The organism is Aeromonas rivuli, assembly GCF_020149575.1.
Taxonomy (GTDB): Bacteria; Pseudomonadota; Gammaproteobacteria; order Enterobacterales; family Aeromonadaceae; genus Aeromonas; species Aeromonas rivuli.
On record NZ_CP079742.1, the window covers coordinates 2,864,436 to 2,882,520 of the forward strand.

The 18,085-nt window shown below is 60.0% G+C and carries 16 protein-coding genes and 1 riboswitch; of the genes, 3 read left to right on the forward strand and 13 right to left on the reverse strand.

What is annotated here, in order from left to right; translation table 11 throughout:
* Nucleotides 1–23 precede the first annotated feature (23 nt).
* Complete coding sequence (locus KYK33_RS13170; RefSeq protein WP_224430819.1) at nucleotides 24–1,016, reverse strand: DUF2726 domain-containing protein; 993 nt, start codon at nucleotides 1,014–1,016, stop codon at nucleotides 24–26.
* A gap of 192 nt (nucleotides 1,017–1,208) precedes the next feature.
* Between KYK33_RS13170 and KYK33_RS13175 the strand changes: the two genes are divergently transcribed.
* From KYK33_RS13175 to ppx, 3 genes are all read left to right on the forward strand, one after another.
* Complete coding sequence (locus tag KYK33_RS13175; RefSeq protein WP_042043344.1) at nucleotides 1,209–1,721, forward strand: glycine cleavage system protein R; 513 nt, start codon at nucleotides 1,209–1,211, stop codon at nucleotides 1,719–1,721.
* Between the two features lie 81 nt (nucleotides 1,722–1,802).
* Nucleotides 1,803–3,875 carry a polyphosphate kinase 1 gene (gene ppk1 / locus KYK33_RS13180; RefSeq protein WP_224430820.1) on the forward strand — a complete coding sequence of 691 codons (2,073 nt, stop codon included), beginning with the start codon at nucleotides 1,803–1,805 and terminating at the stop codon, nucleotides 3,873–3,875.
* Complete coding sequence (gene ppx / locus KYK33_RS13185; RefSeq protein WP_224430821.1) at nucleotides 3,865–5,355, forward strand: exopolyphosphatase; 1,491 nt, start codon at nucleotides 3,865–3,867, stop codon at nucleotides 5,353–5,355. Before ppk1 ends, ppx begins: the two co-directional genes overlap by 11 nt.
* Before the next feature lie 64 nt (nucleotides 5,356–5,419).
* On the opposite strand, the gene mgtE is transcribed toward ppx, so the two are convergent.
* The 12 genes from mgtE to flgB form a co-directional block, all read right to left on the reverse strand.
* Nucleotides 5,420–6,760, reverse strand: coding sequence for a magnesium transporter (mgtE, locus tag KYK33_RS13190; RefSeq protein WP_224430822.1), 1,341 nt, complete (start codon nucleotides 6,758–6,760; stop codon nucleotides 5,420–5,422).
* Nucleotides 6,761–6,874: 114 nt separating this feature from the next.
* Nucleotides 6,875–7,044: riboswitch (M-box (ykoK) riboswitch) on the reverse strand.
* Between the two features lie 114 nt (nucleotides 7,045–7,158).
* Complete coding sequence (flgL, locus tag KYK33_RS13195; RefSeq protein WP_042043338.1) at nucleotides 7,159–8,364, reverse strand: flagellar hook-associated protein FlgL; 1,206 nt, start codon at nucleotides 8,362–8,364, stop codon at nucleotides 7,159–7,161.
* 3 nt (nucleotides 8,365–8,367) lie between these two features.
* A complete protein-coding gene (gene flgK, locus KYK33_RS13200; protein ID WP_224430823.1) occupies nucleotides 8,368–10,368 on the reverse strand; it encodes a flagellar hook-associated protein FlgK in 2,001 nt (666 codons plus the stop codon).
* A gap of 3 nt (nucleotides 10,369–10,371) precedes the next feature.
* The gene (gene flgJ / locus KYK33_RS13205) at nucleotides 10,372–11,433 is read right to left on the reverse strand and encodes a flagellar assembly peptidoglycan hydrolase FlgJ (RefSeq protein WP_224430824.1); all 1,062 of its coding nucleotides are present in this window, start codon (nucleotides 11,431–11,433) and stop codon (nucleotides 10,372–10,374) included.
* Nucleotides 11,434–11,508: 75 nt separating this feature from the next.
* A complete protein-coding gene (locus tag KYK33_RS13210; protein ID WP_042043334.1) occupies nucleotides 11,509–12,603 on the reverse strand; it encodes a flagellar basal body P-ring protein FlgI in 1,095 nt (364 codons plus the stop codon).
* Nucleotides 12,604–12,617: 14 nt separating this feature from the next.
* Nucleotides 12,618–13,289, reverse strand: a complete 672-nt coding sequence (flgH, locus tag KYK33_RS13215; RefSeq protein ID WP_042043333.1) for a flagellar basal body L-ring protein FlgH — start codon at nucleotides 13,287–13,289, stop codon at nucleotides 12,618–12,620.
* A 39-nt stretch (nucleotides 13,290–13,328) separates the two neighbouring features.
* Nucleotides 13,329–14,117, reverse strand: coding sequence for a flagellar basal-body rod protein FlgG (gene flgG, locus KYK33_RS13220; protein ID WP_042043331.1), 789 nt, complete (start codon nucleotides 14,115–14,117; stop codon nucleotides 13,329–13,331).
* Nucleotides 14,118–14,130: 13 nt separating this feature from the next.
* Nucleotides 14,131–14,877, reverse strand: a complete 747-nt coding sequence (locus tag KYK33_RS13225; protein WP_042043330.1) for a flagellar basal body rod protein FlgF — start codon at nucleotides 14,875–14,877, stop codon at nucleotides 14,131–14,133.
* A 132-nt stretch (nucleotides 14,878–15,009) separates the two neighbouring features.
* Complete coding sequence (gene flgE / locus KYK33_RS13230; protein WP_224430825.1) at nucleotides 15,010–16,350, reverse strand: flagellar hook protein FlgE; 1,341 nt, start codon at nucleotides 16,348–16,350, stop codon at nucleotides 15,010–15,012.
* A 10-nt stretch (nucleotides 16,351–16,360) separates the two neighbouring features.
* Entirely contained in the window at nucleotides 16,361–17,089 is a 729-nt protein-coding gene (locus KYK33_RS13235) for a flagellar hook assembly protein FlgD (protein ID WP_042043327.1), read from the reverse strand.
* 17 nt (nucleotides 17,090–17,106) lie between these two features.
* Nucleotides 17,107–17,526, reverse strand: coding sequence for a flagellar basal body rod protein FlgC (gene flgC, locus KYK33_RS13240; RefSeq protein WP_005894515.1), 420 nt, complete (start codon nucleotides 17,524–17,526; stop codon nucleotides 17,107–17,109).
* A gap of 103 nt (nucleotides 17,527–17,629) precedes the next feature.
* Nucleotides 17,630–18,034 (reverse strand): flagellar basal body rod protein FlgB, encoded by a 405-nt coding sequence (gene flgB, locus KYK33_RS13245; protein ID WP_042043325.1) that lies wholly within the window; start codon nucleotides 18,032–18,034, stop codon nucleotides 17,630–17,632.
* Nucleotides 18,035–18,085 lie beyond the last annotated feature (51 nt).

Below are 18,085 nucleotides of genomic sequence, written 5' to 3' on the forward strand. Positions count from 1 at the left end.
AAATCCCATTCCGATCGCCAGTTTCAGTGCTGCGGGTTCGGCTTGAGGGTCGCATAGCGGCACTCGGGGAAGCGGGTACAGGTGAGAAACTGCTTGCCGGCATAGGGCCCCTTGCGGGCCTCGCGATCCAGCAGAGGCGCGCTGCAGCGTGGGCAAGCGTGGGATTTGGCCGGCGCAGCATCATCCTGGTCATGGATCTTGTGGTCCTGCTCCATACCCTCCTCGTCCTCATCCAGCGAGGTGGCGGTGAATACCCCCTGGGGCATCGCCTCTGGCTCGCCACTCGCAAACGTCTGGGGGAGGGATCTCATCATGGGCAGATCAAGGGGGGGCTTGTCCGCGTCTTGCTCCCTGTCATGACGACGGCCAGCCCCTTTGCTGGTGCGCCCACTCGCCGCATCGGCCTGGGGCCGAGTCAGCGGCCTGGGGGTATCGCCCAGATCCACGGCACCGAGGGATTGCGGGTTGAAGGTCGGTTCGCGCCTTGCTCCCCCGCTGAGCGCGGGTTCCATCAGGGGATCCAGCGCATCCTCGGCGAGCAACAAGGCCTGCACCTGTTCCCTGAGCTCGTCGAGATCCGCCGCCTCCTGCCCCACCAGGAGCAAGAGCGGCAAGTCGGCGCGCTCACACAGCTGCTGCAACCAGCGATCCCGGCTCGGTCGACGCTTGCCCTGCCCCGGCGCCAATCGCTCGACCGCGCAGACCAGCGACAGATCCTCGGGGTCACAGAGCAGATAGTCGAACTGACGATCCCCCATGCTGGCCAGCTGCTTTTGCCATTTTCCCTTGCCAACCCCCTTGCCCGGCAGCAGCACGTCTTTGAGACGCACATGGGTAAAGAGTTGCACCTCCCCTTGCAGCAGTGCCTGCAAGGCCGCGAACTCGCGATGGCGCTCCGAGGTCATCAGCGTCTCTTGCAAGGAGCAGGAGACAACCCTGGCACGGCGAGCACGCCAGACAAACAGGACAGCAACGAGGGCCAGTACTAACAGACCGGGTAACAGCAAGCCATTCATGGAGGGGGCAATCCGACTAACGAAAGAGGGGCATAATATTACCACAACCCCCGGCCACAACCGCTATCTGTCAAGGCGCAAAAGCCGGATGCGCCCATCGGCAGAATAATTTCGGTTTTGGCCGGGTCAGGGGGTTCATCTGGCCTGCAACGGCAGGCACAATGAAGTGGACTCACACACAAGGAGAGCAGGATGCAAAAGCAATTGGTTGTCACAGTCATAGGCGCAGACAGACCCGGCATAGTGGAAGAGTTGGCCGCCCTCATCAATCTGCAAGGGGGCAACTGGCTCGCCAGTTCCATGAGCGAATTGGCCGGTCAGTTTGCCGGCATCCTCCAGATCAGCGTGGACGATGCCCACTACCGTACCCTGTGCGAGGCGCTCTCCCTGCTGGCCGGACTCAAGGTGAGCTTTGCCGAAGGGGTGCTCAGTGCCGAGCCCGAGCGCCAGCTGATGCTGACGGTCACCGGCAACGACAGACCCGGCATTGTCCATGAAGTGGCGAGCATCTTGCGCCAACTCGGCGCCAACGTCATCGACCTGACCACGGGCTGCGAGGCCGCCCCCCACTCCGGTGCGCCGCTCTTCTATGCCCATGCTCTGGTCGCCCTGCCCCAGGGGCTGGCCCTGCCGACCCTGATCGATGCCCTGGAGTCCCTCTCGGACGATCTGGTGGTCGACATCGATCAAGACGTGGAAGATTGATGCTGCTGTCATTAAAGCGTCACAAAACCGTCATCTAATGAGGCCCATTCGTTCCACGGGATTGGATAAACAGAGGCACTGATGAGCACCGACAAGCTGTATGAAGAGAAAGAACTGAGCTGGCTCTCTTTTAACGAGAGGGTGCTGCAGGAGGCGATGGACAAGACGGTGCCGCTCATCGAGCGGATCCGCTTCCTCGGCATTTTCTCCTCCAACCAGGACGAGTTTTTCAAGGTGCGGGTCTCCGAGGTGAAGCGCCGCATCCTGATCAACGAGGTCCATGGCGGTGATGACGAGGCCAAGGGGCTGCTGCGTGCCATCCAGCAGAAAGTGATGGCGCTGGGCGAAGCCTTCGACAACACCTACAAGGAGCTGCTGATAGCCCTCGCCCGCCACAATATCTTCCTGGTCAACGAGAATCAGCTCTCCGACAACATACAGCTGTGGATGCGGGTCTTCTTCAAGGAGAAGGTGCTGCGCCACCTGATCCCCATCTTGCTCAACAAGGAGGTGAACCCGGTCAAGTTTCTGAAAGACGAGTACACCTACCTGGCGGTGGAGATGAAAAAGCAGGGCCAGGTGATCCAGTACGCCCTGGTCGAGGTGCCGACCGACGATCTGCCCCGCTTCGTGCAACTGCCCTCAGAGGGCACCCGCCGCAAGAAACAGATCATCATTCTCGACAACATCATCCGCTTTTGTCTGGATGACCTGTTCAAGGGCTTCTTCGATTACGATGAAATCGCCGCCTATGCGGTCAAGCTGACCCGGGATGCGGAGTACGATCTCTCCGACCAGCTCGATCTCAGCCTGGTCGACAAGATGAGTGATGGCTTGAAGCAGCGCCTCACCGCCATGCCGGTACGCTTCGTCTATGAGCGGGAGATGCCCGCCGCCATGATAAGCTTCCTCAAGCTCAAGCTGCAGATCAGCTCCTACGACGCCATCATGTCCGGTGGCCGCTATCACAATTTCAAGGATTTCATCGGCTTCCCCAATGTCGGCCGTGACTATCTGGAAAACCCCAAGCTGCCGGCCCTCGATTGCCGCGACTTTGATGGCTTCGTCAACGCCTTCGATGCCATCACCAAACAAGACATCTTGCTCTACTACCCCTATCACAAGTTCCACCACTTCACCGAGCTGGTGCGCCAGGCGGCCTTCGATCCGGCAGTGAGCGCCATTCGCATCAATATCTATCGGGTCGCCAAGAAGTCGCGCATCATCCACTCCCTGGTCGATGCCGCCAACAACGGCAAGAAGGTGACTGTGGTGGTCGAGTTGCGGGCCCGCTTCGACGAGGCGGCCAACATCGACTGGGCCAATGTCTTGACCGACGCCGGGGTCAAGGTGGTGTTCGGGGTACCCAGCCTCAAGATCCACTCCAAGCTCTGCCTCATCACCCGTCTCGAGCAGGGTGAGGCGGTGCGCTATGCCCATATCGGCACCGGCAACTTCAACGAGAAGACCGCCAAGATCTATACCGACTTCTCTCTGCTGACCCGCAACCCCGACATCACCGCCGAAGTGGAGGGAGTATTCGAGTACATCGAGTACCCCTACCGCCGCTACAAGTTCAATCACCTGCTGGTCTCCCCCATCAACTGCCGCCGCCAGCTCTACCGGTTGATTGACAACGAGTTGACCAACGCCAAGGCGGGGCTGCCCAGCGGCATCACCCTCAAGATCAACAATCTGGTGGACAGAGACCTCATCAACCGTCTCTATGCGGCGGGCCAGGCCGGGGTGCCCATCCAGATGATCATCCGTGGCATGTGCGCCCTGCGCCCAGGGGTGCCGGGTCTCAGCGAAAACATCAGAGTGATCAGCATCATAGATCGCTTCCTCGAGCATCCACGGGTCATGGTGTTTCACAACAAGGGCAATGTGCAGCTCTATATCTCCAGCGCCGACTGGATGAGCCGCAACATCGATGGCCGCATTGAGGTGGGCACCCCCATCTATGACGATCGGCTCAAGCAGCGCATCCTGGATATACTGGAGTTGCAACTGAGTGACACCACCAAGGCGCGGGTCATCGATGCAGAACAGCAGAACCTGTATGTAAACCGGGGCAACAGGCGCAAGATCCGCTCCCAGGTTGCCACCTACGACTATCTCAAACGCGTCGAGTCAACTCCCCATGGACAATAGCCTTTATGCCGCCGTCGATCTGGGCTCCAACAGCTTCCACATGGTCATCGCCCGTCTCACCGACGGGCGCATGCAGATCATCGACAGGATCAAGGAGCGGGTCCGGCTGGCGGAGGGGATGGATGATCAGCATAGAATGTCGGTCGAGGCCATGGCCCGCGGTCTCGCCTGCCTGACCCTCTTTGCCGAACGGCTCACCAACATCAAGCCGGATCAGATCCGCATCGCCGGCACCTATACCCTGCGCCGGGCCAGCAATGCCCGGGAGTTCGTCGCCAAGGCAGCCAGCTTGCTCCAGCACCCCATCGAGGTGATCAGCGGTCAGGAGGAGGCCCGTCTCGTCTATCAGGGCGTGGCTCACACCCAGCATATCGAGGGGCCTGCGCTGGTGGTGGATATCGGCGGCGGCAGCACCGAACTCATCATTGGCGAAGGATTCGAACACAAGGCGCTCACCAGCCGCAAGATGGGGTGCGTCAGCTTCACCCAGAGCTTCTTTGCCAACGGCAAATTAAGCGAGAAAGCCTTCAACAGTGCCGTGCTGGAGGCGCAGCATCAGCTCGCCCCCATCATCAACCAATACCATAAGCTCGGCTGGCAGAGCTGCCTGGGCAGCTCCGGCTCGATCCGTACCGTGCGCGACGTGTTGCAGGGGGAAGGCTGGACCGATGGCAGCATCACCCTGACAGGGCTCGAGCGCCTCAAACGGGAGCTGCTCGAGCACAAGAAGGTCGAACAGCTGAAGTTCTCTGGCCTGACCGAGGATCGCCAAGGGGTGTTTGCCGCGGCGGTCGCCATCCTGCTTGGGCTCTTTACCTCCTTGCCCATCGAGCGGATGGAGTATTCGGACGGCGCCTTGCGCGAGGGGCTGCTCTATGAGTTCGAGGAGCGTCTGCAGCACCACGACATTCGCGAGCGCACCGCGCTGGCCCTCAGCTCCCACTATCGCATCGACAAGCGCCAGGCGACCCGGGTGGAGCAGAGCGTGCTAACCCTGTTTGATGCCCTGAGCGACCCCTGGCAGATGCCCATCGAGCCTTATCGCGCCATCCTCGGCTGGGCGGCGCGACTGCACGAGATTGGCCTTGCCATCAACTACAGCGGCATCCATCGCCACTCCGCCTATATCTTGCAACATACCGACTTGCCCGGTTTCAACCAGGACGATCAGGCCCTGCTGGCCGCCCTGGTGCGCTTCCAGCGCAAGGGGCTCAAGCTCTCGGAGCTGCCCGCCCTGCCCAACCACGATGAACACACTGTGCTGCGCTGCATCCGCATCCTGCGCCTCGCGGTGGCCGCCCACCACAGGCGCCAGGACAAGCTGTTGCCTGAATGGCGAGTGCAGGCCGCCGGGGATCAGCTGGTGGTCACCCTGCCAACCGACTGGTGCGAGGAGAACCGGCTGCTGATGCAGAATCTGGAAAAAGAGCAACGCTACTGCCAGGAGCATGACTGGCCCTTGCTGTTTCAACTGAGCTAAACCATACCCCCTGAAAACAACAAAGGCAGCCTGAGCTGCCTTTGTGCATTTGATCTCTGCGCGCTCAGCTCAGCTCAGGCAGGATCAGCTTGGCTATCTCGAAGTAGATGATGAGGCCGGTGCCATCGACCAGGGTCGAGATGAAGGGGGCCGACACCACGGCCGGATCCATCCGCAAGCGGCGCAGCAGCAGGGGGATGATGGAGGCGACGATGGCGCTCCACAGCACGATGGCAATGATGGTCAGGGTGACCACCACCCCTACTTCCACGCCCACCCCCAGACTCCAGGCCCGTACCCAGGCAGCCACGGCGATGGCCACCGAGACCAGCATGGCGGTGGAGATCTCTTTGCGCAGCACTGTGCCAAGGTTGCGCAGGCTGACCTCCCCCACCGCCATGGCCCGCACCAGGGTGGTGGTGATCTGGGTGCCGCTGTTGCCGCCCGTGCCGATGAGCAGCGGAATAAAGAAGGCCAGGGCGATGGCCGCCTCCAACTGCTCCTCGAAGGCCCGCAGCACTGTGCCCGTATAGGCCTCGGCCACGAACAGGATCAACAGCCAGCCGATACGCTTGCGCCACAGCTGCCAGGGGGTGGCATGGAGATAAGGGGTTTCGAGGGGGGACGAGCCACCTTGCAACTCGGCATCCTCGGTGGATTCGAGCTCGAGTATGTCGGCGGCATCATCCAGGTGGAAGATGCCGAGTAGGCGACCATCGGATTCCACCGGCAGGGAGAGCAGATCCCGCTCCACCAGCATCCGCGCCGCCAGCTCCTGATCCATGCGGGCGTCGAGGCGGATCAGATCCCGCTCCATCAGCTCGCACACCGCCCTGTCCGGCTCGGCCACCAGCATGGTCTTGAGCGAGAGATAGCCGAGCAACTGGCCACTCTCATCGACCACATAGATATCCTGGAACACCTCGGCGTTGTCCCAGGCATCGTGGATCCGCTGTTTGGCGCTGGCGATGGACTCCTCCCCCTTGAGGGTGAAGAAGTCGTGACGCATGTGAGCGCCCACCGACTCGCTTGGCCAGCGGAGCAGCCCCTTGAGCTCGGCACTCACCCCGGATGGCAGACTCGCCAACAGGGAGGCGCGATCCCGTTTCCCCAGGCTGCGCAACATGGCAAGCAGCTCCCGGCGCGGGATCTTGCCTTGCACCAGGGTCAGCACGCTCGGGTGCAGGCGCAACAACAGCCGGGCACCGCAGGTGCGGGCCAGCATGCCGAGCAGTCGGGCGCCATCGGCCCCCAGGGTATCAAACAGACAGTTAAGCTCTTCCTGGCGCAGGGCGAGCAGCTGGTCGGCCCGCGCATCCGGGGCCAGTTCATTGTCGAGCCAGGCCTGCAGGGTGGGCAGGTCGAGCAGTTGATGACGGTTCAGTAACAGATGTGTTTTCTTCATCGAAGATAAGCCTTTGTGATCCCGGCGAGCCGGGCTATCCCGCGAGGGATGGGCTGATAAGAAAACAGCAATTGATGGACGAGAAATCGGCAGGAAATGACGCCGTTCGGCGTGTCATCATCCCCACGTGCCAGCTTTAGCACTGCATAACGTATCCGGCGAACTGGAAGCCACTTGGGTTTACACCTTAATCCGATGAAAACTGTCCTGAGCTTGGGCGTCTCTCGACGTCGTGAGATCAGTGGCCTGTGTTTATGCAGGAGCCTCGCCTAACGAGATGCTGCGAAAAAGCAGGCAGATGCGACGCACCTTGCCTGCCCTGCTATGGTCGGTCAGACCCGCCAGGGAGTCAAACGCTATGAGCCTTTATTAACAATCCCTTACAACTCTCAAGCCGGTTAGCGAATGTAGTCGAACAGGGTCAGCTTGCTGATATTGCTAAACGCCTGCTGAGAGGCGCTCATGGCCGCATTCTCCTTGGAGAGGGTCGAGATCACCTCATAGAGATCGATCTCGGACACCTTGGCCCTGGCCTGCTGGTTGAGGGTATCGAGCCCGGTATTGGAACTCATCACCTGCTCCAGGCTGTTCATTCGCCCCCCCAGCGCACCGAGCCCGGTGTCCATCCGTTGGCGGGCATTGCCCAGATGGGCCTGGGCATCCTGCGATCTCAGCTGGAAGTCATCATTGGAGAGATTCGGGTCGCGCAGGGCACCGAGAAAGTCGGAGATACCATTGAGAATGTTGTCGTTCTTTGGCTGATCCAGGGAGAACTCCTGCACTGTGCCGGCGCCTTGACTCAGATTGAGGGTGAGGCCGTTGAAATTGATATCCTCCCCGGCCACATAGTCGCCATTTTGCAGCACATTGCCGCCCACGTCGGTGATCTGGTAGCTATCCGGCACCCCCGCCACCGTGGTAACGGTGTATTTGTTGCTGGCCAGGGCGCTGTCATAGTTGGTGCGATAGAAGTTGTCGAACTGGCCTTGAGCCCCCACCTTGACCTGGATATCGGCGGTATCGGCACTGGCAGTGCGCCGGGTCGGCACCGTCTCGAACAGATCCAGACCCGAATCATTGGCGGGGATGCGCACCGTGGAGGAGACCTGGATCTCCCGCTGACCGGTATCCCCCTGGAACACATAGTTGCCGCTGGGATCCTTCACGAAGGGTTGAGTCTTGCTCTGGTTGCCGCCGAAGATGTACTCCCCTTGCGAATTCTTGCTGTTCATCAGGTCGAACATCTGTTGCTGCAAGCCTTCCAGCTCCTTGGCCACGGACTCGCGATCCGTCTGACTCAGGGCCGAGTCGTTCGCTTTTTGCATCAGGGTCTGGGCACTGAGCATGGCATCATTGAGGGAGCTGAGGATGGTCTCCTCGTGCCCCAGGCTGTTCTCCAGCAGGCTGCCATTGACGCCATATTGCTGGAACAGGTCTATCTCCTTGGTCAGCGCCATCTTCTGGCTCATGCCGGACGGATCCTGACCCGCCGTCTTGAACTTGTCCCCGGAGTAGAGCTGCTCATAGGCGGTATTTTGCCGCTCGGCCGCCGCACTCAGGGAGGAGAGCCCGCGGTTGTACATCATGTTGGTGGTGATGCGCATGACTTACCTCACTGATGACAACAGGGTGTCGAAGATGGTTTTGGCGGTGGTGACCACCTGGGCCGAGGCGGCATAAGCCTGCTGGAAGCGAATGAGATTACCCGCCTCCTCATCCAGGCTGACCCCGGAGACACTCTCGAAGATGGCGCTGCTCTGCGCCAATTTGCCCTTGTTGGCCAGCATCTCGGTGTTGGCCTGACTGGTCTTGTTGCCCACCCCGACCACCAGCCCGGTATAGGCCTCGTTGAAGGTCATCTTGTCATTGCCGCTGGCGGAGCTGCTGCTCTTGCGCACCAGATCCTTGTTCTGCAACTCGGCCAGGGCCAGGCCGTTGGCATTGTCGGAGAAACCGTTCTTGTTGTAACTCAGGGTGAAGCTGTCATTGGCCTGGACCTGACCCGTGATGCTGAATTCATAGCCTGGGCTCTGACCCGGATCGGCGTACACCTTGGGGCCACCCAGCGGGCTCTCGAGGGCGGCCATCAGGTTTTGGCCCTTGCTGCTGGCGGGCGCGACCCCTATGAGCGTGGTGCCATCTTTCTCATAGACCTCATAGTTGCCACTGCCGTCTATCTTGACCACTTGCGGCGCTGCGGGATCCAGGTCATTGCTGGCAAAACCCGAGCCTGTCCCCGTGTTGCCTATGGTGCCGAGGGAGATGATGCCCGAGCCCAGGTTCTGACTGCTCTTGTCGGCCTTGAGGGGAGATGCCAGCGCCAGATCCTCGGCGCGGTTGATCAGCTTTTCAATCCCGGCTGCCGCCTGTTTGGTCGGTTGCAGCAACAGCTTGTCCCCTGCCGCCGGCGTGCCGGACAAGTCGATGGAGAGCCCATGACCCGGCACCTCGAAACTGGCGGGCGGCGTGCTGCCGGTGGCGACGGAGGTACGCTTGCCATCACTGCCGATGGCGAAGACTTCAAAGCCGGTGGCACTGCTGAAACTCACCTCATAATCGAGGGCGGTCACCTCGCTCCCCTTGCCGGGCACGAAGTGGACCATGGCCTCCCCCGAGCCGGTGTTCTTGGCAAAGGGCAGCCCTTCGCTGCTGGGCAAGGAGAAGAGGTCCCCCCCCAGCTCGTTGTCGAGATCCAGGCCCAGGCGGTTCTGCTGATTCATGGCGTCGGACAAGGAGATGGCGAGTTGCCCCAGTTCACGCTTGGTCGGTTCGAGATCGCGACGGGCAGAGAAGAGGCCCCCAAGGCCGCCCCCCAGCACCTTGTTGTCTATCTTGGCCTGATTCTTACCGAGATTGAGCTGCAGCTCCTTGTCCCTGGAGTCGGGATCCCCCGGGATCACCGTGAACTGGGCCACAGAGCCATCCAGCACCAGTGAGTGGCCCGAGCTCATGTTGACCAGCACGCTGCCATTGGGCTGGGTGACGGTACGGATATCCATCTTCTGTGAGAGCTGGGCAATGGCATCATCGCGCTGATCGTAGAGCATCAGGTTCTCTTCCCCCGTGCCCTGGGTGCGCACTATCGCCTTGTTGATCTCGTTGATGTTATTGAGCAAGCTGTTGACGTGCTGGGTCTCGTCATCGATGCGATCGTTGATGACGTCACTCTGTTTGTCGAACTGGGAGGAGAGGGTGTGGAAGCGGTTCACCATGCTGCCGAGCCCGGTGAGGGTGGTATTGCGCGCCCCCAGATCCGCCGGCGATTCGTTGGCGGTATGGAACCCCTTGAAGTAGGCGGTGATGGCCGTGCCGACGCTGTTGCTGGTATCCCCCAGCAGGCTGTCCACGGTAGAGAGCTGTTCGAAACGCATGGAGGATGCGTTGAAGGCGGAGGTGTCGCGACGCAGCTCACCCTGGGCATACTGGTTGATCACCCGCTCGCTCATGCTCTCACCCGTGCCAAACCCGATGGCATTGGTGTAGATCAGGGTGCGTTCCCGGGTATAGCCCTGGCTATTGACGTTGACGATATTGTTACTGGTGGTCTGCAGCAGTTTCTGATGCGCCAGTATCCCAGAGGTTCCTATCCCAAGCAGATCGCTTGCCATGCTTTACAGCTCCGTGTCTGTGTATTGGGCAATGTGTTCACTGCGCAATACCTGTTTCAATTTATTGGCGTACTGGGGGTCGGTGGCATATCCGGCCTGCTGCAGTGCCTCAAAATAGCGATCCGGGCTGTCGGCCTTGGCCAAGGCGCCCTTGTAACGGCTCCCGGATGTCAGGAAATCAACATAGTCATTGAAACTCTCTTCGAACGAGTCGTAGGAGCGAAACGCCGCCTTCTGACGGGAGGCGACACCCTGCTCATACTCCAGGGTGCTGACCACGGCCTTGTCCCCTTGCCAGCGCGGATCGGCCTTGATGCCAAACAGGTTATGGCTCATCTGGCCGTCCCCATCCTTGATGACCCGTTTGCCCCAACCACTCTCCAGGGCCGCCTGGGCGACCAGCACCGCCGGGTTCAATCCCAGCTTGTCGGCGGCCTTCTTGGCCATCGGCATCAACTTGCTGACAAAATCGCTGGGGGAATCAAAACCGCTGCCCGCCGAGGGGTCGCGCAGCCCCTGAGGAGACTGCTGTCCCATGGCCGGTATGCTGCGATGGCGCCTGCCAAGGGCGGCACTCCCGGTCAACTCTCCTGGCTCCATGGTCTTTTCAGCAAAATCCTTGCCAACTTTGGAGGCTTCGATCAGACCATGCTCACTGCCGGTCGGGGCCACATAGGGTTTGTGCGCCCGTTCGGTGCGCTGGGGCAGCTTGAGGACGCGGCCATCCTCATGTTTGAAGCTGTCAGGGGAGAACTGCTTGACCACCATGTCGGCCAGCCCCAGCCCGCCTATCCCTGACATGTCGGAGACCCGCTGCTGGTCGAGCATGCCTTCGTAGAACTGGGTGTAGCTGCTGCTAAAGGGGTTGTCCGCGGTCAATGCCTGGCTCGCCTCGCGCATACCCTTGAACAACATCTGGCTGAAGATGGATTCGAACTGGCGGGCTGCCGACTGGAGCGCCTGCTGCTTGCCCTCCTTGGTAAGGCTCATTTGACGCAACTTATCCAGATTCTGGATATCCTGCACCATGCCTAAATCCACGCCTTTATTGTCGATATTCGCCATCTTGCTTACCTTCTTTGCCGCCTGTGGCAAGCCCTTGCCGGTTGGCTGCCACGGGGCAGCCAAGGTTGGAGACTGTTACAAAATAACCAGCTGACCTTCGATGGCACCCGCCTGCTGCAGGGCTTCGAGGATGGCCATGAGATCGCCCGGCGCGATGCCGACCTGATTCACCGCCCGGACCAGATCATCCAGGGTGGCACCGGTATCGAGCTTGAACATGCGCCCCGGCTCTTGCTGCACATTGATGGTGGAGTTGTTGGTGACCACCGTATCCCCCCCCGCGAGCGGGTTGGGTTGAGAGACCTGCTGGTTCTCGGCAATGGTCACCGTCAGGCCGCCATGGCTGATGGCCGCAGGCTTGAGCCTGACCTGGCTGCCGATGACGATGGTGCCGGTGCGCGAGTTGACGATGATCTTGGCCGCCTCGGCACCCGGATCCACCTCCAGGTTCTCTATGGTGGCAAGATAGGCGACTCGCTGACCCGGATCCCGGGGGGCAAACACCTTGACCGAGGTGGCATCCAGTGCCTGGGCGGTATTGGGCCCCACCAGATTGTTGATGGATTCCGCCAGGCGGCGCGCCGTGGTGAAATCGGAGCGATTGAGGTTGAAGGTGATGGTATCGCCCTGACTGAAGGAGTTGGGCACCTCACGCTCGACGGTGGCGCCATTGGCAATGCGGCCCACGGTCGGGGTATTGACCACCACCTTGGAGCCATCGGCTCCCTCGGCGCCGAGACCACCGACCACCAGACTGCCCTGGGCCACCGCATAGACGCGGCCATCCAACCCCTTGAGGAAGGTCTGCAGCAAGGTGCCGCCCCGCAGGCTCTTGGCCTCACCGATGGCGGAGACGGTCACGTCTATGGTCTGGCCCGGCTTGGAGAAGGGGGGCAGGTCGGCGTGAATGGCCACCGGTGCCACGTCTTTTATCTTCGGCTTGATGTTGTCGGGCACCTTGATGCCGAAGTTGTTGAGCATGGTGCGAAATGTCTGTTCGGTGAAGGCGTTGTTCTTCTCGCCGGTGCCGGGCAGACCCACCACCAGGCCATAGCCCAGCAGCTGGTTGTTACGCACCCCTTCGACCGAACTGATGTCCTTGATACGGGCAGCCTGGGCCGCCAGGGGTAACAGGCAGCAGCACAGACAGAGTAGACGGAGTCGTTTCATGGGTTGTCCTAGCACTAGAGTGGCCACCAGGGACCATTGAAGAAACTGGTCAGCCAGCCCTGTTCCTGGGTATTGGCCAGGTCACCGGTACCACCGTAGTGGATACGGGCATTGGCCACCTTCTGGGAGGAGACGCTGTTGTCCGAGGTGACATCTTCGGGGCGGATGAGGCCGGTGATACGGATATACTCGTTGCCGTTGTTGAGCATGATCCACTTCTCGCCACGCACCACCAGGTTGCCGTTGCTGAGCACCTTGGCCACGCTGACCGAGATACTGCCCTGCAAACTGTTGCTCTGATCCGCCTTGGCTTGCCCCTTGAAGGCGGAATCTTGCCCGATGGAGGCCGACATATTGTACGCGCCGGCCGTGATGGGCACGCCCCCCAGGCTGACCGGATCCAGATTGAAATCATTCTCCTTGCCTGTCTGGGTGTTGGCCTTCTTGGAGGCGGAGGTCGACTCGGCCAACTCGATGGTGATGATGTCACCGACCTTGTGGGCCTTGATGTCCGAGTAGATGCCATTGACCTGATCGGGCTGGAAGATGGCACCGGTCGGGCGCACCGACACCGGCTCGGATTCACCATAGACCGGGGAAAACTCGGGGTCGTCCGGTTTGGCGGTATTGAGGGTGCTGGTACAACCCCCCAGCGCCAACAGGCCCAACATCCAGATGTGTTTCATTGCAAGACTCCCATTACTACCGCTGGGTCAGAGAAGAGGTTATGTCCGTTGGGTCAGGTAGGACATCATGGAGTCCACCGCCGAGATCACCTTGGAGTTCATCTCGTAGACCCGCTGGGCCTGAATGAGGTTGACCAGCTCCTCGGTGACGTTGACGTTGGAGACCTCCAGCATGCCCTGCTTGATGACACCCAATCCGTCCGCACCGGCCGTGCCTTCGATGGGCGCTCCGCTCGACTGGGTCTCGAGGAACATGTTCTCACCCATGGGCTGCAGGCCGGAGGCGTTGACGAAGTCGCTGATGTTGATCTGGCCAATCACCTGGGACTGACCGTCCCCCTTGAGCTGGATGGAGACCTGACCATCCTCGCCTATGGTGACGCTCTGGGCGTTTTCCGGGATCTGGATCTCGGGCTGCAACGGATAGCCGTTGCCCGGGGTGACGATAGTCCCCTCGTCATTGAGGGTGAACTGGCCGTTGCGGCTATAGGCGCTGCTGCCATCGGGCAGTTGCACCTCGAAGAAGCCACGCCCATTGATCATCAGATCCAGGGAGTTGTCCGTGGTCTGCACGTTGCCCTGACTGAAGCTCTTCTGGGTGGCGACCACCTTGGCCCCCGCCCCCAGCATCAGGCCGGACGGCAGCTCGGTATCGGCCGAGGAGCGCCCCCCCGGCTGATTGATGTTCTGATAGAGCAAATCCTCGAAGATGGCTCGGGATTTCTTGTAGCCAACGGTACTGGCGTTGGCGAGATTGTTTGAGGTAACGGCGATGTTGGTCTGCTGGGCATCCAATCCCGTCTTGCCTATCCAAAGTGCAGGATTCATGTCTGGCTCCTAATTAGCTGATACGCAGCAGCTGGGTTTGGGCTTCGTCGTTTTCCTCGGCCGTCTTCATCATCTTGACCTGGGTTTCAAACTGACGTTGCAAACGAATAAGGTTGGTCATCTCGTCGACCACATTGACGTTGCTGTTCTCCAGCGCACCGGCGATCAACCCCACATCGGCAGAGGCCGGCTCAGGCTGGCCATCCTTGCGGCGAAACAACCCATCTTGCCCCTTCTCCACCGCATCCGCCGCCGGCCTGACCAGCTTGATGCGCTGAAAATCTTCCGGCAAATTGGGGGCGGCCCCTTCCGGGCGACCGGTGATGGTGCCATCCCGGTTGATCTCCACCTTCTCGAGGGGCAGCGGCAATACGATGGGCCTGCCTGCGTCATCCACCACATTGAGCCCGGTACTGGTCTGCAGATTGCCGGTGGCACTGAGTTCCAGATTGCCCATGCGGGTGAAGGCTTCTCCCCCCTTGTCATCCTGTACCGCGATCCAGCCCTGACCATCGAGGGCCACGTCCAGATCCCGCCCCGTGGTCATCAGGGAGCCGTGCTGCAGGTTCTGGCCCGGCCGCTCGGTCATGGCAAATACCCGGGTCGGCAGCCCTTCGCCAAACGCCTGCATGGCGCGAGCCTGCTCGAAGTCAGACTTGAAGCCGGTGGTGTTGGCGTTGGCCAGGTTGTTGCCACGCACAGCCAGGCTGTTCATGTTCTCTTTGGCACCGGACATCGCGATATAAAGAAGGTGGTCCATGGGTTCTCCGTCAAACAGATGACTCTGCCTGGAATAAAGCAATTAAGATGCCAAGAAGATTAGATTGATCTTAAGGTGTTGATATATAAAGAAAGGGCGCCGAGGCGCCCTTGTGTGCTGGTCACAAACTTATCAGCGGATCTGCAATATGGTCTGCTGCAGCGAGCTGTTGATTTCCAGAGAACGGGAGTTCGCCTGGAAGTTGCGCTGGGCCGTGATGAGATCCACCAGCTCCGAGGTCAAATCCACGTTGGACTGCTCCAGGGCCGACGACTTGATGGAACCGAAGGTGCCCGAGTTCGGGGTGCCCGGCAGACCATCGCCGGAGAGCAGGGATTCCCGCCAGGAGGTATCACCCACCTGAGTCAGCCCCTGGGCGTTGGCGAACTTGGCCATGGCCACCATGGCCACCTTGACCGTGGTCGCGTTGCTGTAGGTCGCGGAGACGATGCCGTCATTGGTGATTTCGACCTTGGTCAACCGTCCTACCGTGGAGCCATCCTGGGTCAATTTATTGACTTCGAAAGGAGACGAGTACTGGGTCACAGTACCGAACTTGATTTCGATCGCCTGGGTGGGATCGGCGCCATTGTCGATGACGCCCGCCCCCGGCGTACCCAGGGCTTCGGTCTTGATGACCGCCGGAGTAATGGTGTTCACCTTGCCATCGGCATTGAACGTGATACTGGCGCTGAGCGGGGGGGTGGCCACCCCGGTTGCCGGCGTAGTGATGGCACCACCGGTGATATCGATGGGTTTGTCGCCCTCATACAGATACATGCGCCAGGAGGTCGGGTTGGCCGACTTGGTAGGATCCAGCGGATCGGCATCTTTGACGAAGTACTGAGTGATGGTATGAGGCTCACCAAGGGAGTCGTAGGAAACCACAGAGGTGGACGACGAATAGGTGGATGAATCCTTGGGATCGAAGGTAGAGGGGTTGACGACCTGAGGGGTCGCAGTCGCAGGCAGGTTAAAGCTGGCCTCGACCGTGGTGGTCTGTTTGGGCTCACCCGCCTTGTCCGGGATCTGGATGGGCTTGGTGGCATTGAGGCTCACCGCCTTGGGGGTGCCGTCGGCATTGATCTCGTACCCCTGCAGGAAACCGCCGGAGTTATTGACCATGTAGCTGTTTTCATTGAGCTTGAAGGCACCGGCCCGGGTGTAGCTGCGATCCAGGGCATTGACCCCGTCCGAGGTGACGAAGAAGCCATTGCCCTGAATGGCGAGATCCAGGGAGTTGTTGGTAAATTGCAAGGCCCCTTGCTGGAACTGCTGCGCCACGGCACCGGTCGCCACACCATTGCCCACCTGGGTCTTGGAGTTGACGAAGATGGAGTTGGCATAGACATCGGCAAACTCGGCACGGGACTCCTTGAAGCCGATGGTGTTGACGTTGGCAATGTTGTTCGCGGTGACGTTCAGGTCTTTTTGAGCCGCATTGACGCCACTGAGGGCATTGTTAAATGACATGTCTTTCTCCTTAGATCACTGCGTTATTGGTTGGGGTGGGCGTCGGGGTCGACTTGCTGCCAGAACCGGAAATTTCCAGCACATCCGTGAGGTAGATACCGCCCAGCCCTTTGAGTTTCAGGGTGCTGGGTGAGCTGGCCGAGCCCAGGGTGACACTCTCCACCTGGGCATAGGTCAGGGCCGGCAGGCTCTCGGACTTGCCCGCGACCGTTGCGCTGGCTTCAATCTGGTACTTGCCTGTCTTGGCGGGATTGCCATCCTTGTCCAGGCCATCCCAACTGAAGGCCACGTTGCCCTGGTGATCGCCCTCGAGGGCAAACTCCTTGACCACCTGGCCACTCTCATCTTTCACCGTCACCTTGACGTTGCTGCCGCCATCACCGGTTGCAATGACCCCCGAGATGTCGCCGCCTTTTTCCAGATAACCGGTATTGGACGGGATCAACACATCCTGGCCGACCAGTGCCGAGGCCTGCAGCGCCTGGCTCGAGGTCATCAGGCTGTTGAGGCTCTCCATCTGGGAGGAGAGATTGTTGATCCCCTCGGAGGTAGACATGGACGTCATCTGGGACAACATCTGGGCGTTATCTACCGGCTTGAAGGGATCCTGATAGGAGAGCTGCATGGTGAGCAGCTTGAGGAAAGACTCCTGATCCAACTCCTTTTTCTGGACTGTGTTTGCGGTCTGGTTCGATGCAACGCGATTGACGCCCAGTACGCTGTCATAGGTATCTGCCATTTACTTGCCGCCCCCTATCAGGACTTACCGAGATTGAGGGTCTGCTGCAGCATGCGCTTGGCAGAATCGGCAATCTGGACGTTGGTTTGATAACTGCGCGAGGCGCTGATCATGTCAGCCATCTCCTCGACCATGTTGACATTGGGTTTGAAGATGAAGCCATCCTTGTCGGCCATGGGGTGATTGGGATTGAACTCCTTGAGCAGCGGAGCCTTGCTCTCAACGATGCCCTTCACCTCGACGCCGACCGACCCCTGGCCATCGGACATGGCCTGCTCCAGCTGGGCGGCAAAAACTGGCCGCCTGGCATGGTAAGTTCCTTCCACACTGGAGCTGACGCTGTCGGCGTTGGCCATGTTGCTGGCCACGGTATTGAGTCGCACCGACTGGGCACTCATGGCAGAACCTGCGATGTCAAAGACCTTGAACAAACTCATTGCTGTGCTCCTTGGTTTTGTTGCAAGGCCTGGTCCAGGCCGCGGCGTATCGGATCATTGCTGAAGCGGTAAGCGATCAGGCATAACAAAGCGTCAGGCTTCATCATCCCTGCTCTCCCTTGAGGGCCTTGAGCAGGCCGCTTATCTTGCCGTTCATGAACTCGACCGAGGTCTGGTATTCGAGACTGTTGCGCAAAAACTCGCTGCGTTCCTGCTGCAGATCGACGGTGTTGCCGTCCCCGGTGTCGGGCTGGAGCGGGTTGCGGTACTGGGATGTGCCCGGCTTGTCCATGTTCAAGGCAAAGTGGCGCTCGCTGGTCGTGGCCAGACTGAACCCCTGTTGATGCTGCTGCGCCTGGGCCATGGCATCGCCGAAGTTGATGTCCCGGGCCTTGAAGCCTGGGGTATCCGCGTTCGCGATATTGCTAGATAGCACCTCGGCACGTTTGGCGCGCACGCTCAACGTGTATTGATGAACACCAAAAGCCTTGTCGAATGAAATTGCCATAACACACCTCCTGCTTGCTGGATTCTTAGCAAGAGGTGTGCCAAAGGAAGA